Genomic DNA, 12624 nt, shown 5'->3' with positions numbered 1-12624 from the left:
TCAGCCGCCCTGCCCGGACGATGGATCGGGCAGGCCCGGCAGCATCTGGCTCAGCACCCGGTCGCGAAGGAAGACGTGATGGAAGATGGCGGCGGCCGCGTGCAGGCCGGCGAGCCACATCATGATATCGCCGAGCGTGCCGTGGATCTCGGTCAGCGGAGCGCCCCAGGTGCCGGAAAACGGACCGATCGCTCCCAGCCCATAGACAGTGACCGGATGGCCGCCGAACAAGGCGCCGGCCATGGCTGTCGCCGGCACCGCGAACAGCAGCGCATAGAGCGCCCAATGCGTTGCCTTGGAGGCGACCTCCATCCAGGCCGGCATGACCGGAGCATCGGGAATGCGATCGAAGCGGCGCCAGATCAGGCGAACGGCCAGCAAGCAGAAAACGGCGAAGCCGAGCGACTCGTGCAGCAACAGCGTCGATGCCCTGGCCGCTGAATAGACCCGCTCCGGAGGGCCACCCGCGGAGACCAGGAAGGCAATGAGCACCAGCAGTGCCGTCAGCCAATGAAATGCCTGAGCGAGGCGTCCGTAGCGGGTTGTCGTACCGGATAGCGACATGCGAGAGCTCCAAAGCTGTTTGACATCTCCATCGCCCTCGAATGTGGCCTTATTTCATCTGTCCTCAAATGACATGGGTTGCCGCGCGGCTGGCGGCGCTGTGTTCGCCGGCGGCTGGCAAGGTCCTAGCCTTGCTCCGTCCAGATGAGGCGCAGCAGGCGAAGCAGCGTTGCCCGCTCCTTGGCTGTCAGCCGATGCAGGAAGCGGTCTTCGTGCCGGCGAACCTGTTGCCGCCATCCGGGCATGGCCTTGCGTGCGGCCGGTGTCAGGGTCAGCACCTGTACCCGCTTGTCGTCGGCATGGTCGTCGCGTTCGACCAGCCCCCGCCCCTCGAGTTCGGCGAGCAGCGGCGCCATGTTGGCGCTCTTCATGCCGAGCTGGCGGCAAAGTTCCGCGGCACGGATGCCGGGTTGTTCGTCGATCAGCGCCAGCATGCCGTAGGTCACCGGGCGCAGCGCCGCATCGGCCAGTTCGACCGCGAAATCACTCAAGGCCAAGGTCGAGGCACGCCTGAGATTGTAGCCGATCTGCGCGTCGAGCGCGTCTTCGGCCATCGCCCCCGGCTCACCGGGATCGGGGCGCGCACTGGGACCGGTGTGAATCTCTTCCATGTTGAACCGATCGCCGCGATCAAAGTCCTTGTCAAGCAGAAAAGACTATGCGACATAGCAAATATATAGCTATGCATCATAGCAATTTCCGTGCATGTGAAATCCAAGGGAGGACACTGACCATGACCGAAGAGCCCGTTGCCTTCGATGTCGAGAATGGCATCGCCTGGGTGCGATTCAACCGGCCGGACAAGCGCAATTGCATGAACCCGCCGCTCAACCGGCGCATGATGGAGGTTCTGGACGCGCTCGAATTCCGCGACGATGTCGGCGTGCTGGTGCTATCGGGCGAAGGCAGCGCCTGGTCGGCGGGCATGGATCTCAAGGAGTATTTCCGCGAGACCGAAGCCAAGGGCCTCGGCGCCATCCGCAAGGCGCAGTCCGAAGCCTATGGCTGGTGGCGGCGCCTGCGCTGGTATGGCAAGCCGACCATCGCCATGGTCAATGGCTGGTGTTTCGGCGGCGGCTATGGTCCGCTCTTTGCCTGCGATCTCGCCTTTGCCGCCGACGAGGCGCAATTCGCCTTGTCCGAGATCAATTGGGGCATCCTGCCCGGCGGCGGCGCCACCAAGGTGGTGGTCGATCTCCTGTCGATGCGCGACGCCATGTACCACGCGCTGACCGGCGAGCTCATCGACGGCAGGAAAGCCGCCGCCTGGAAGCTGGTCAATGAAAGCCTGCCGCTGGCCGATCTGAAGACGCGTGTCACCGAGGTCGCGAACGTTCTTTTGAAGAAGAACCCGATTGCCCTGAAGGCGACCAAGGATGCCATCCGCCGTGTCGCCGAGATGACCTACGACAATGCCGAGGACTATCTCGTGCGGGCGCAGGAAGCGGCCAACTTCCATGACAATGACGGCCGCAAGGAAGGCATCCGCCAGTTCATCGACGAGAAGAGCTACAAACCGGGTCTTGGCGCCTACGACAAGGCCAGATGACGCAATAAACCATCGACGCAATCTGGGAGGAGATGCGAATGCCGGCCTGGACGACATCGGATCCCGTGGCCCTGCACGCCGGGACGCAGCCGGATCGTCTTGCCTGCGTCGACCTGGCATCCGGCCGGCGCTGGACTTATGCGGCGCTCGACCGGGCCATCCAGCGCGCCGTCGGCGTCCTCGAAACCGCCTGGGGCCTCGAACAGGGGCAGCGGATCGCCACGCTTGCCCGCAACAGCGCCGACCTGCTTATCCTGCAGCAGGCCGCGATGCGGCTCGGCGCCGTCTTCGTGCCGCTCAACTGGCGCCTCGCCGGCGCCGAACGGCAGGCGATCCTGGCCGATTGCGGCCCGGTGTTGCTGCTGCATGACGCGCCACTCGAAATAGCGTTGCCGGTAGGCTGCCTGTCGGTCGAAGTCGCGGCCTTCGCAAGGGCGGTCGAGGCCCAGGCACCTGCGCCGCGCCGTCCCTTGCCGGACAGCGATGCACCGTCGATCATCCTCTACACGTCGGGCACCTCGGGCCGCCCGAAAGGCGTCGTCGTCACGGAGCGCAACGCCTTGGCCACGGCGGTCAATTTCGGTGTGCTCGGGCGCGTCGGCAATGCCAGCGTCTTCCTCTGCGATGCCCCGATGTTCCACGTCATCGGTCTCGTCACCAGCCTGCGCCCGCCGCTGCTGCAGGGCGGCACGGTGATGATCTCGCCCGGTTTCGATGCCGCTGCCACCAACCGCCGCCTGGCCGACCCCACGCTTGGCGTCACCCATTATTTCTGCGTGCCGCAGATGGCCAGGATGCTGCGGGAACACCCCGACTTCGCGCCGGCGCGCTGGACGTCCCTCACGGCCATCTTCACCGGCGGCGCGCCGAACCCGGCCATCGATATCAACTGGTGGCTGGCGCAAGGCGTCCGCATGGTCGATGGCTTCGGCATGACGGAAGCCGGCACCGTGCTTGGCATGCCGGTCGAGGCCGAACGGATCGCCCGCAAGGCCGGCTCGGCCGGCCTGCCGGCGCCGACGATCGGCCTGCGCATTGTCGACGACGACGGCCAGGACGTCGCCGCCGGTGAACCGGGCGAGATATGGCTGTCCGGCCCCTCGATCACGCCGGGCTACTGGAACCGGCCGGAAGAGACGGCGCGCGCCTTCACCAGCGATGGCTGGTTCCGCACCGGCGACATCGCGCGGCGCGACGACGAAGGCTTCGTCGCCCTCGTGGACCGCCGCAAGGACATGTTCATCTCCGGTGGTGAGAACGTCTATCCCATGGAAATCGAGATGGTGCTGCTCGACCATCCCGATATCGCCGAAGCCGCCGTGATCGGCGTCGCCGACGAGCGCTGGGGCGAAGTCGGCCGCGCCTTCGTCGTGGTCAAATCCGGTCGGGTCCTGGATTCGGCCGCTCTGGCAAGTCACTGCGCCGCCCACATCGCCCGTTACAAGGTGCCGAAGGAGTTCTTGCCCGCCGAGGCGCTGCCGCGCACCGCGTCCGGCAAGATCCAGAAACACGTTTTGCGTGCGTGGACTGCACCAGACGGCCAGCAAGTCTGAGGCGGGCCGCGGTTCAGCTTAACTCGTGGAGCGGAAGATTGCGGCGGCCGCGGCCACGATCTGCGCATTGTCCTTCGCCACCGTTCCGTCGGTCAGCGTCTTGCCGTCCTCCAGCCCGACCCGTGTCGACCAGCGCTTTTGCCGCGCAAGCTCCACGAACGGCCAGGCAGTGCCGTCGACGCCGTGCAGCAGGATCGGCCGCCGCACGCCGGCGCGCTCGAGCACGGCGGCGATGCCGTGCGCCTCATCGAGGGCCGTGGGCAGGTCCGGTATGTCGATCTCGATCAGGATGCGCAGCACGCGGCCATGATCGGCCAACGCCACGAAGCGCTCGGCATCTTCCGTGGTGGCAAGCCCCGCCTCGATGCCGACGCCCTGCCCGCGCAACAACTCCATCACATCGGGTGCGTCGGCCTCCGAGAGATTGACCGAGGCGTAGTCGGGCAGTTCGCGCCAGGCCGCGATCGCCGCGCGGGTCCGCGCCACATCGTTCTCGATCCAGGCGCCGGTCGACACGCCTATCAATGTGCCCGGACAGGCCTGGCGCACGGCAAGGACCGTCATATCCACCGCCGCCAGGCTTTCGCGCCCGTCGGCGCCCCGCGGATGGATGTGCAGTTCGGCCGCACCCGCGGCAACGCAGGCCGCCGCGTCGCCGGCCATCGCTTGCGCCGTCAGCGGCAGGCTGGGATGGAAATCGCGCGGACGCGCGCCGTTGATGCAGGCTTGGACGATCATCGATTTCACCTCGGACAAAAGAGCGCAGTCTAGCCGCGCCGCCACACCGCGCAAAGCCGCGGCGCCGCCACTCCTGACACGGCGGCGCCATCGCCGCGCGGCATTTGCCAGCATTTGAATTAAAAGCGCCTGTGGATATTTACCCCACCTTGCGCCAGGCCGGCCAAAATACATTAGGGCGGGATCATGGAGGGACCATTGACCAGCGATTTTTCAGCCGCCCGGCTCCATCTCGAACGCGCCTACCACTATCTGCGCGGCAATGACGAGACGAGCCGTTCGACATGCGAGGCCCTCGACCTGTTGATCGAGACAGTGGCGGAAGCACAGCACAGGAAGCCGGAACCGGGGGTACTGGAATTTTCGCGAGTGGCGGCGCGCCGGCTCGGCTGAACAGAACGCGTCGCGCTGAACGGATTCAGTCTGCGCATCAAGTCTTCGTCTTCACGCATGTCGCTATCCAGGTCGCTTTTGGAGCGACATGCGTTTTGTCCATCAGGACGCCATGCGTCTCGATGCGCCGCCGGCCATTCGCGCCGCCCGCGCCACGATCCGCTCCAGCGGTTCGGGCCGGTGCAGCAGAAATCCCTGGCCGAACTCGACGCCCATGTCATCCAGCATGGCCACCGTGTCCTGCCGCTCGATCTTCTCGGCGACGACTGCGCAACCGAGGCTGCGGGCAATGCTGGTGATGGCCAGCACGATCTCGCGGTCGAAGCGGCTTTCCGTGACGTGCTCGATGAAGGAGCCGTCGATCTTGATGGCATCGACCGGAAAGCGCCTGAGATATTCGAACGAGCTCATGCCGGCGCCGAAATCGTCGAGGCTGACCCTGCAGTGCCGCTCGCGCGCCTTGCGCACGAAGGTTTCGGCGGCATCGAAATTGGTAACGGCGGCGGTTTCGGTGATTTCGAAGCCGATGCCCGAATGCGGCGCCCCGGTTTCCTCGATGATGCTGTCGACGAAGTCCCATAGTCCCGGATCGCTCAGCGTCTGCGCCGACAGGTTGAAGCCGAGCGTGATCGCGCCGGATTTCATCGCCGCGCCGTGCCGCGACAGCGCGGTGCGGATGATCCAGCGATCGAGCCGCGCGGCAATGCCGAAGCGCTCCGCCGCCGGTATGAACTCGCCGGGCGGGATCAGCCGACCGTCCTTTCCGGCAAGCCGCGCCAGCACCTCGACATGGCGGGTCTCTTCCCAGGGCCTGCCCAGCCGGTGGATCTCCTGGCCGAACAGCTTCAGCCTGCCGTCCTCCATGGCGTCCACCGTGTCGGCGGCGAGCCGTGCCGCGTTGAGGCCGCCCGAGCCGGAGACGGCATCGGTCGAAAACAGCGCGAAGCGATCGCGCCCGGCGGCCTTGGCCGCGTAGCAGGCATCGTCGGCGCAGGCCAGCGCGTCGGCAACCGTGGTGACGCGGTCGCGGACGATGGCAATGCCGATGCTGGCAGCCAGCCGGCGTGAGGTCGCGGCAACGCCGAGATCGGCGTCGCGCACGGCCGCCAGGATGGCGCCCGCCAGCCGCTCGGCCTGCACGGCGTCGCAATCGGGCACCATCAGCGCGAACTCGTCGCCGCCGAGCCGCGCCGCATGCGCCGATGGCGGCAGGCAGCGGCCAATGCCCGCTGCGACGCTCTTCAGCGCCAGATCGCCGGCGGCATGGCCGGCGAAATCGTTGAGCGCCTTGAAGTAGTCGAGGTCGATGTAGAACACCGCGAGCGGCACGCCCGTGGCGATATGGTCGGCGAGCAGCCTGTCGAAGGCGGCGCGGTTCCACAAGCCGGTCAGCGCGTCATGGCGGGCGGCGAAGGCAAGCTCCTGTTCGCGCAGCTTGTCCTCGGTGATGTCGCGCACCGTGCCGAGAACCAGGCCGGCCGCGCCCGCCGCGGCAACGAAGCGCACCAGCGACTCGACATGGCGGATGGCGCCGTCGCGCCTGATGATGCGGTATTGCGAGGCGGTAACCTTGTCCGAGCCGGGCGTCGGCAAATGCGCCTGCTCGGTGGCTTCCTTGTCGTCGGGATGCAGATAGGTATGCCAGAGGCCGCCCGACACTTCGTCGGTGTCGGCAACGAGGCCGAATATGTCCCGCGTGCGGGCGTCCCAATAGCTCTTGTTGGTGGCCATGTCATAGTGCCAGATACCGGTGCCGCTGGCGGCGAGCGCCAGGCGGAAGCGCACATTGACCTGTTCGAGCGCGGCCTCGGCCGCCTTCTGCTTCGAGATGTCGGTCTGCACGCCCATCAGCCTGAGCGGCTTGCCGTCGGCGTCGCGCTCGACGATGCCGCCGCGGTCGAGCACCCATATCCAATGGCCCTGTTTGTGCTTGAGCCTGAGTTCGGTTTCGATGGCGTCGGTCAGCCCGGCAATGTGGCGGTCGCCGCTGGCCAGCGCCCGCTCGCGGTCGTCGGGATGGGTCAGTTGCAGCCACAGGTCGCTGGTGTTGGCGAGTTCATCCTCGCCGTAACCCAGCATTCGCGCCCAGGTCGCCGAATAGAAGCTGTCGCCGGTGCGAAGATTCCAGTCCCAGACGCCAAGATGGGCGCTCTCCAGGGCCTTGGCCCAGAACGCTCCGTTGCGATTTTTCCTGCCCTGCCGCGCCATCGTCCGTTTCGCCTGCCCCATCCCGCGGGGCAATCTGCGGCAAAACCAGAGAAGAAAGCGTTACTGTCGCGCAAGGCGGCGGAGGTGCGCCGCCATGACCGGCCGTTGCTGCTCTGAGCCTTTCGATTGGCCGGCAAGATCCGGAGTTTTGCGCGCGTCCGATTGTCCTAGGGATGGCTGGGGATCATCGACACAGGTGATCTCCAAACCAGACAAGAAGAGGACCTCCCTATGACCAAGCAGGAAGACAACAAGGCCGTCGTCGTCAGATGGTTCACCGACTTCTGGGGTGAAACCTGCGACCTCTCAGTCGTCGACGCCGTCGCCGCGCCCGACATGCTGCTGAAATATTCACTGCACGAGCCGCGCCGCGGTCGCGACGACATCAAGGCCTTCATGACCGATTTCCGTGCCGCCTTCCCGGATCTCAATTTCTGGGCCACCGCCGATCTCATCGCCGAGGGCGATTATGTCGTCGGCCAGTGGGAGGGCGGCGGCACGCATACCGGCCCGGCCTTCAGCGATTTCCTCACCGGTTCGCTGCCCGCCGCCACCGGCCGCACCATGCGGTTCACCGGCACCACGGTGCTGAAGGTGATCGACGGCAGGATCGTCGAGGAAATCGGCCTCGACGACGGCGTCGCCGCCCTCACCCAGCTCGGCCTGATCAAGGCCGCCTGAGAGCCTCATGCAATTCGAGAGTTCGGCCAGGCGGCGTTGGCGCCGCCTGGCCATGCCGGTTACTGGCTCGGTGCCATCACGTGCTCGCATGACACTTTCGGGTTCATGTCGGCGAACGTGCCGGTCGGGTTGCCTTTCCAGGCCCAGACATGCAGTTCGTAGAATTCACCCAGGCCATAGCGGTTGGGCGCGCTGTTGAAGTTGAACAGCTGTCCCTCGAGCGACACCGGCCCCTTCGAGGTGATGTATTCGACCGCCACCAGCTTCAGCGTGCCGTCGGCCATCGGCTCGTACATCACCGCTTCGGGACGGGCGATGTCGACCTTGTCGTCCTTCAGATACCCGCCATTGACATAGTGGATGCCCATGGCGCCGCCGGTGATGCCGCTGGCGCAGGGAATGGGCGCATAGCCTTCCGCCGTCGCGGCGTTGACGTCGAGAAACCGGCTGTTGGCTGCCCGCACCTTTTCGGCCAGCGGATTGGCGTCCGGCGCGCCCGCCGCCTCCTGATGCGCCTGTGCGAAGGTCGTGCAGACAGCCAGCACGGCCCCCGCCATGAGAAGCCCGCTGCGAAAGTTTGACTTCATATCCATTCCATTCCTGTTGAAAAAGCACGGCTGGCCGGCCGCCGGCAATACGGCGGCGCGACAGGCAAGCGCCGTGGCTGTTGTTGCGTGGAGATCCCGAAAACGCGGCGAATGCCGGTCATCCCTTCGGCAGGTACGGGATCGTTCCGGCCAGATCGGTGTCGTCGATCAGCTGGAAACGGCTGTCGCTGCCGTCCTGGCGGGCCGAAACGAAAGGCGCATAGGCCGGATCGCTGGTGAAGGCGCGCGCCGCGGCTTCCGACGGGAACGCCATCAGGGCGATCAGCGTCGTGTCGAGCGGCATGCCTTCGAGCGTCGTCACATTGCCGCTTCGCGACAGATATTTGCCGCCGTGCTTGTGGACGAGGTCGTGCACCGAGGCGGCGTAGGCGGGGACCCATTTCGGGTCCTTCATCTTGATGTCCGCGATAACGTAAGCAGTCATTGTGGTCTCCTGGTTGCGGCGCACAGGGGCATCCCGTGAACCGGCCGAAGGGTTCGCATGGCAGGGCCAGCGCCAGCCAGTCCGCGATCTGTACTGGGCCGGTACAGTTTCTGTACTCGCCGCTTCAATCACGAAGGACTAATGTTGGCCGCAAGTTCGAGGGAGAGGCACAGTCATGACCCAGCACGGATACAAACAGTTCTGCCCGCTATCGATGGCCGCCGAAGTGCTGTGCACCCGCTGGACGATGGTGCTGATGCGCGAGCTCGTGGCGGGATCGACCCGCTTCAACGACCTGCGCCGCGGCGTGCCGAAAATGTCGCCGACCCTTCTGTCGCAACGGCTGAAGGAGCTAGAGTTGGCGGGGATCGTCGAGCGCAAGGAGGTCCAGGGAGAGAAAGGGATCTTCGACTACCGGCTGACCGAGGCCGGCCGCGATCTGCGTCCGGTCGTCGAGGCGATGGGGTTCTGGGGCCAGAAATGGGTCGAGTCCCGGCTGTCGCTGAAGAATCTCGATCCGTCGCTGCTGATGTGGGACATGCGGCGCAATTTGAACCCCTCGCCCCTGCCGGAAGGACGCACGGTGATACAATTTCTGTATCAGGAACTCCCCGCCTCCAAACGCTCCTGGTGGCTGATCGTCGAAAAGCACGGCGAGGTCGACCTGTGCTGGTACGATCCGGGCTTCGACGTCGACCTCTATGTCTCGACGGACCTGCACACGATGACGGCGATCTGGATGGGATTGCTCACCGTCGAGAAGGCCGGTGCGAAGGTCGTCCTGACCGGCGACCAGGCCATCGGCAGGCAGATGCAGACATGGCTCGGCCTCAGCCCCTTCGCGGTGGAGCCCAAGCGCGCGGCGTAGGACAGGCCGGGGGGTCGTCGGACGCGATCTGCGCCGTTCGGCAGGAAACGGGTGGCGAGGCGGCCTTTTGGCGGCTTCTATGCGCTTATGTTCATCACCCTGACCAAACATCTGCAACCCGCGCCGCTGCCGGTGGACGACGATCCGCGCTGGGCGCGCATCGTGGCGCGCGACAAGTCGGCCGATGGCGCATTCTGGTATTCGGTGGCCACGACCGGCGTCTATTGCCGGCCGTCCTGTCCGTCCCGGCGCGCCAACCCCGCCAATGTCCAGTTGCACGACAGTTTACAACAGGCGAAGGCGACAGGCTTTCGCCCATGCCGGCGCTGCAATCCGGATGGCCCTTCGCACGAGACCGCCAACGCCGCGATGGTCGCCGATGCCTGCCGCAGGATCGAGGCGAGCGAGGGCGAACCCTCGCTCGCCGAACTGGCTGATGCCGCCGGCCGCAGCCCCGGCTATTTCCACCGCGTTTTCAAGGCGGTCACCGGGCTGACGCCGAAAGATTATGCAGCGGCCCGGCGTGCCGCCCGGGTCCGCCAGGGGCTGGAAGACGGCGTCAGCGTGACATCGGCGATCTACGATGCCGGCTTCAATTCGAGCGGGCGTTTCTACGAAAAATCGACCGGCATGCTCGGCATGACGCCGACGCGCTATCGCGCCGGCGGCGCAAACGAAGAGATCCGCTTCGCCGTCGGCGAAACTTCGCTCGGCACCATCCTGGTCGCCTCGAGCCGCAAGGGCGTCGCCTCCATCCTGCTCGGCCAGGATCCCGACGCATTGGTGCGCGACCTGCAGGACCGTTTCCCCAAGGCGCGGCTGGTCGGCGGCGACGGCGACTACGAGGCGCTGGTCGCCCGCGTCGTCGGCTTCGTCGAGGCGCCGGCGCTCGGCCTCGACCTGCCGCTCGACGTGCGCGGCACCGCGTTCCAGCAGCGCGTCTGGCAGGCCTTGCGGGACATCCCGGCCGGCCACACCGTTTCCTATGCCGAGATCGCGCGGCGTATCGGCGCGCCGAAGGCGACCCGCGCCATCGCCGCCGCCTGCGCGGCCAACGCCCTTGCGGTCGCTATTCCCTGCCACCGCGTGATCAGGAAGGACGGCGCCCTGTCGGGCTATGCCTGGGGCGCGGAGCGCAAACGCGCGCTGCTCGACCGCGAGGCCGGCGGGACGGCGACGACCTACCGGTCCTCGCGGGCCTGACGAGGATTCGGCAATGCGCGCGATGGCCAGGTCTCCCACCACCGGTGCCAACAGCCAGATCGCCAACGGCGCTGCCGTCAGAGAGGACGCGAAGGCGCTGGTCATGGCCGCCATCGGCGAACTGGTCCACGGAGGCAAGGCTGAGTGGAACCGCACCGCCACCGGCGAGATCGAGCTGCGGCTGTTATCAGGCGAGGTGTTCTTGCTCGGCAAGGCCTGCGTCACGCGTGTCGCCTAGTACACCTCAGCACTCTACGGCGCCCCCCTCTGTCCTGCCGGACATCTCCCCCACAAGGGGGGAGATCGGCAGTTTTGGCGCCCCGCTCATTCTTGCAACGTTGGAAATTGGCGAAGGCGATGATGACATCCAATCTCCCCCCTCGTGGGGGAGATGTCCGGCAGGACAGAGGGGGGCGCCGTAGAGCACCTGCCTCCGCGTCCTCAGGCGCCCGAGATTTGAATTTGAAAGCAAGCATCGGAGTGAGGAACATCCGGCCCGTCGCTAGGGTTCAGGCACACAGAAGGAGTGAAGGCAATGAACCACATGCAAACCCATATGCCGGCGACGGCCGCCGGCGCGGCCCTGGACACCATCGCCTATGCCATCGGTCAGTCCGCGCTTGGACGCATCCTCGTGGCGCGCAGTCCTATCGGCATCTGCGCCATCCTGATCGGTTCCGACGCCAATACGCTGGAACAGGACCTCGCCAACCGCTTCCCCGGCAGGGTGCTGCTCGAAGACGAGGCCGGCTTGCGCGACGATTTCGCGGCCATCGCGCGCTTCATCGAAATGCCCGGCGCCGGCCTCGACCTGCCGCTCGACATACGCCACGGCACGCCCTTCCAGCAGCGCGTGTGGGAGGCGCTGCGCACCATTCCGTGCGGCGCCAAGGTCACCTACACCGCCCTTGCCCGGCGCCTCGGCATGCCGGACGGCGCCCGCGCCGTGGCGACGGCCTGTGCCGCCAACGCCATCGCGCTCGGCATTCCCTGCCACCGCGTGCTGCGCGCCGACGGCTCGCTGTCCGGCTATCGCTGGGGGACCGAACGCAAGCGCGCCTTGCTGGAGCGGGAGGCGGCGATATGAATGCCGACGCCAGGGTTGCCCCATCGCTGATCGAAGCCGCCGAGACACGCATCGCCGCCTACGACTGGCCGGCGCTCACCGCCGAGCTCGACGGCTTCGGCTGCGCGGTGATGGAAAAGCTGCTCTCACCCGAAGAGTGCCGGCAGCTCGCCGGCCTCTACCCCCAGGAGCAGCATTTCCGCAGCCACATCCACATGGCGAGGCACGGCTTCGGCAAGGGCGAATACCGCTATTTCCGCTATCCCCTGCCCGACCTGATCGGCGGCCTGCGCGGCGCGCTCTATCCCAGGCTGGCCGAGGTCGCCAACCGCTGGAACGAACGCATGGGGATCGCCATGCGCTACCCCGACAGGCATGCCGCGTTCCTCGAACAGTGCCATGCCGCCGGCCAGGTCAGGCCGACGCCGCTTTTGCTGCAATATGTGCCCGGCGACTTCAACTGCCTGCACCAGGATCTCTATGGCGACCTCGCCTTCCCGCTGCAGGTGGCGATCCTGCTTTCGGATCCCGGCGAGGATTTCACCGGCGGCGAATTCGCGCTGACCGAACAGCGGCCGCGCATGCAGAGCCGGGTCGAGGTGGTGCCCCTGCGCCAGGGCGATGCGGTGGCCTTCGCCGTCCACAACCGGCCGGTGCAGGGCACGAAAGGCAATTACCGCGTCAATCTGCGCCACGGCGTCAGCCGGCTGCGCTCAGGCATGCGCCACACGGTCGGCATTATCTTCCACGATGCCAGGTGAATGCCGGC

At 66.3% G+C, this 12624-nt stretch carries 15 protein-coding genes; 9 read left to right on the top strand and 6 right to left on the bottom strand.

The window, feature by feature from the left end; translation table 11 throughout:
• Window positions 1-564 (bottom strand): cytochrome b, encoded by a 564-nt coding sequence (locus EN824_RS02325; RefSeq protein ID WP_135931835.1) that lies wholly within the window; start codon window positions 562-564, stop codon window positions 1-3.
• A gap of 125 nt (window positions 565-689) precedes the next feature.
• Window positions 690-1175, bottom strand: coding sequence for a MarR family transcriptional regulator (locus EN824_RS02320; RefSeq protein WP_245464426.1), 486 nt, complete (start codon window positions 1173-1175; stop codon window positions 690-692).
• Window positions 1176-1297: 122 nt separating this feature from the next.
• Between EN824_RS02320 and EN824_RS02315 the strand changes: the two genes are divergently transcribed.
• Together EN824_RS02315 and EN824_RS02310 are read left to right on the top strand one after the other, a co-directional pair.
• The gene (locus tag EN824_RS02315) at window positions 1298-2113 is read left to right on the top strand and encodes a p-hydroxycinnamoyl CoA hydratase/lyase (RefSeq protein WP_127279308.1); all 816 of its coding nucleotides are present in this window, start codon (window positions 1298-1300) and stop codon (window positions 2111-2113) included.
• Window positions 2114-2151: 38 nt separating this feature from the next.
• Window positions 2152-3666: an AMP-binding protein gene (locus tag EN824_RS02310; RefSeq protein WP_245520933.1), complete on the top strand. Its 1515-nt coding sequence runs from the start codon at window positions 2152-2154 to the stop codon at window positions 3664-3666.
• An 18-nt stretch (window positions 3667-3684) separates the two neighbouring features.
• Here EN824_RS02310 and EN824_RS02305 read toward each other — a convergent pair whose 3' ends face one another.
• Window positions 3685-4404, bottom strand: coding sequence for a 3-keto-5-aminohexanoate cleavage protein (locus tag EN824_RS02305; protein ID WP_127279310.1), 720 nt, complete (start codon window positions 4402-4404; stop codon window positions 3685-3687).
• Window positions 4405-4602: 198 nt separating this feature from the next.
• Between EN824_RS02305 and EN824_RS02300 the strand changes: the two genes are divergently transcribed.
• Window positions 4603-4797 (top strand): hypothetical protein, encoded by a 195-nt coding sequence (locus EN824_RS02300; RefSeq protein WP_189343722.1) that lies wholly within the window; start codon window positions 4603-4605, stop codon window positions 4795-4797.
• Between the two features lie 102 nt (window positions 4798-4899).
• Here EN824_RS02300 and EN824_RS02295 read toward each other — a convergent pair whose 3' ends face one another.
• Entirely contained in the window at window positions 4900-7005 is a 2106-nt protein-coding gene (locus EN824_RS02295) for an EAL domain-containing protein (protein ID WP_135916746.1), read from the bottom strand.
• Window positions 7006-7236: 231 nt separating this feature from the next.
• On the opposite strand from EN824_RS02295, the gene EN824_RS02290 reads away from it, so the two are divergent.
• Entirely contained in the window at window positions 7237-7686 is a 450-nt protein-coding gene (locus EN824_RS02290) for an ester cyclase (RefSeq protein ID WP_127870364.1), read from the top strand.
• A gap of 59 nt (window positions 7687-7745) precedes the next feature.
• Here the strand turns inward: EN824_RS02290 and EN824_RS02285 are convergent, their stop codons facing one another.
• On the bottom strand, window positions 7746-8279 hold the full coding sequence (locus EN824_RS02285) for a hypothetical protein (RefSeq protein ID WP_189522116.1): 534 nt from the start codon (window positions 8277-8279) through the stop codon (window positions 7746-7748).
• 112 nt (window positions 8280-8391) lie between these two features.
• Window positions 8392-8718, bottom strand: coding sequence for a DUF1330 domain-containing protein (locus EN824_RS02280; protein ID WP_127279716.1), 327 nt, complete (start codon window positions 8716-8718; stop codon window positions 8392-8394).
• 175 nt (window positions 8719-8893) lie between these two features.
• Here EN824_RS02280 and EN824_RS02275 point away from each other — a divergent pair, with 175 nt between their 5' ends.
• The 5 genes from EN824_RS02275 to EN824_RS02250 all read left to right on the top strand — a co-directional run bounded on the left by EN824_RS02275 (window position 8894) and on the right by EN824_RS02250 (window position 12616).
• The gene (locus tag EN824_RS02275; protein WP_127279717.1) at window positions 8894-9586 is read left to right on the top strand and encodes a helix-turn-helix domain-containing protein; all 693 of its coding nucleotides are present in this window, start codon (window positions 8894-8896) and stop codon (window positions 9584-9586) included.
• Between the two features lie 87 nt (window positions 9587-9673).
• A complete protein-coding gene (gene ada, locus EN824_RS02270; protein WP_135932118.1) occupies window positions 9674-10789 on the top strand; it encodes a bifunctional DNA-binding transcriptional regulator/O6-methylguanine-DNA methyltransferase Ada in 1116 nt (371 codons plus the stop codon).
• Window positions 10790-10802: 13 nt separating this feature from the next.
• Window positions 10803-11027 carry a hypothetical protein gene (locus EN824_RS02265; RefSeq protein ID WP_135931833.1) on the top strand — a complete coding sequence of 75 codons (225 nt, stop codon included), beginning with the start codon at window positions 10803-10805 and terminating at the stop codon, window positions 11025-11027.
• 297 nt (window positions 11028-11324) lie between these two features.
• Window positions 11325-11876, top strand: coding sequence for a methylated-DNA--[protein]-cysteine S-methyltransferase (locus tag EN824_RS02255; RefSeq protein WP_135931832.1), 552 nt, complete (start codon window positions 11325-11327; stop codon window positions 11874-11876).
• Window positions 11873-12616 carry a 2OG-Fe(II) oxygenase gene (locus EN824_RS02250; RefSeq protein WP_135931831.1) on the top strand — a complete coding sequence of 248 codons (744 nt, stop codon included), beginning with the start codon at window positions 11873-11875 and terminating at the stop codon, window positions 12614-12616. The genes EN824_RS02255 and EN824_RS02250 overlap by 4 nt, the downstream gene beginning before the upstream one ends.
• The last annotated feature ends 8 nt before the right edge of the window (window positions 12617-12624 follow it).

The sequence above is a fragment of the Mesorhizobium sp. M8A.F.Ca.ET.181.01.1.1 genome (genome assembly GCF_004792025.1).
In the GTDB taxonomy this organism is placed as follows: Bacteria; Pseudomonadota; Alphaproteobacteria; order Rhizobiales; family Rhizobiaceae; genus Mesorhizobium.
This window is presented reverse-complemented; position numbering and strand designations above follow the sequence as displayed.

What these genes read in the sequence shown, in the direction of transcription:
- EN824_RS02325 (WP_135931835.1), bottom strand. Translation starts at nt 564, where the DNA reads ATGTCGCTATCCGGTACGACAACCCGCTACGGACGCCTCGCTCAGGCA.
- EN824_RS02320 (WP_245464426.1), bottom strand. Translation starts at nt 1,175, where the DNA reads ATGGAAGAGATTCACACCGGTCCCAGTGCGCGCCCCGATCCCGGTGAG.
- EN824_RS02315 (WP_127279308.1), top strand. Translation starts at nt 1,298, where the DNA reads ATGACCGAAGAGCCCGTTGCCTTCGATGTCGAGAATGGCATCGCCTGG.
- EN824_RS02310 (WP_245520933.1), top strand. Translation starts at nt 2,152, where the DNA reads ATGCCGGCCTGGACGACATCGGATCCCGTGGCCCTGCACGCCGGGACG.
- EN824_RS02305 (WP_127279310.1), bottom strand. Translation starts at nt 4,404, where the DNA reads ATGATCGTCCAAGCCTGCATCAACGGCGCGCGTCCGCGCGATTTCCAT.
- EN824_RS02295 (WP_135916746.1), bottom strand. Translation starts at nt 7,005, where the DNA reads ATGGCGCGGCAGGGCAGGAAAAATCGCAACGGAGCGTTCTGGGCCAAG.
- EN824_RS02290 (WP_127870364.1), top strand. Translation starts at nt 7,237, where the DNA reads ATGACCAAGCAGGAAGACAACAAGGCCGTCGTCGTCAGATGGTTCACC.
- EN824_RS02285 (WP_189522116.1), bottom strand. Translation starts at nt 8,279, where the DNA reads ATGGATATGAAGTCAAACTTTCGCAGCGGGCTTCTCATGGCGGGGGCC.
- EN824_RS02280 (WP_127279716.1), bottom strand. Translation starts at nt 8,718, where the DNA reads ATGACTGCTTACGTTATCGCGGACATCAAGATGAAGGACCCGAAATGG.
- EN824_RS02275 (WP_127279717.1), top strand. Translation starts at nt 8,894, where the DNA reads ATGACCCAGCACGGATACAAACAGTTCTGCCCGCTATCGATGGCCGCC.
- ada (WP_135932118.1), top strand. Translation starts at nt 9,674, where the DNA reads ATGTTCATCACCCTGACCAAACATCTGCAACCCGCGCCGCTGCCGGTG.
- EN824_RS02265 (WP_135931833.1), top strand. Translation starts at nt 10,803, where the DNA reads ATGCGCGCGATGGCCAGGTCTCCCACCACCGGTGCCAACAGCCAGATC.
- EN824_RS02255 (WP_135931832.1), top strand. Translation starts at nt 11,325, where the DNA reads ATGAACCACATGCAAACCCATATGCCGGCGACGGCCGCCGGCGCGGCC.
- EN824_RS02250 (WP_135931831.1), top strand. Translation starts at nt 11,873, where the DNA reads ATGAATGCCGACGCCAGGGTTGCCCCATCGCTGATCGAAGCCGCCGAG.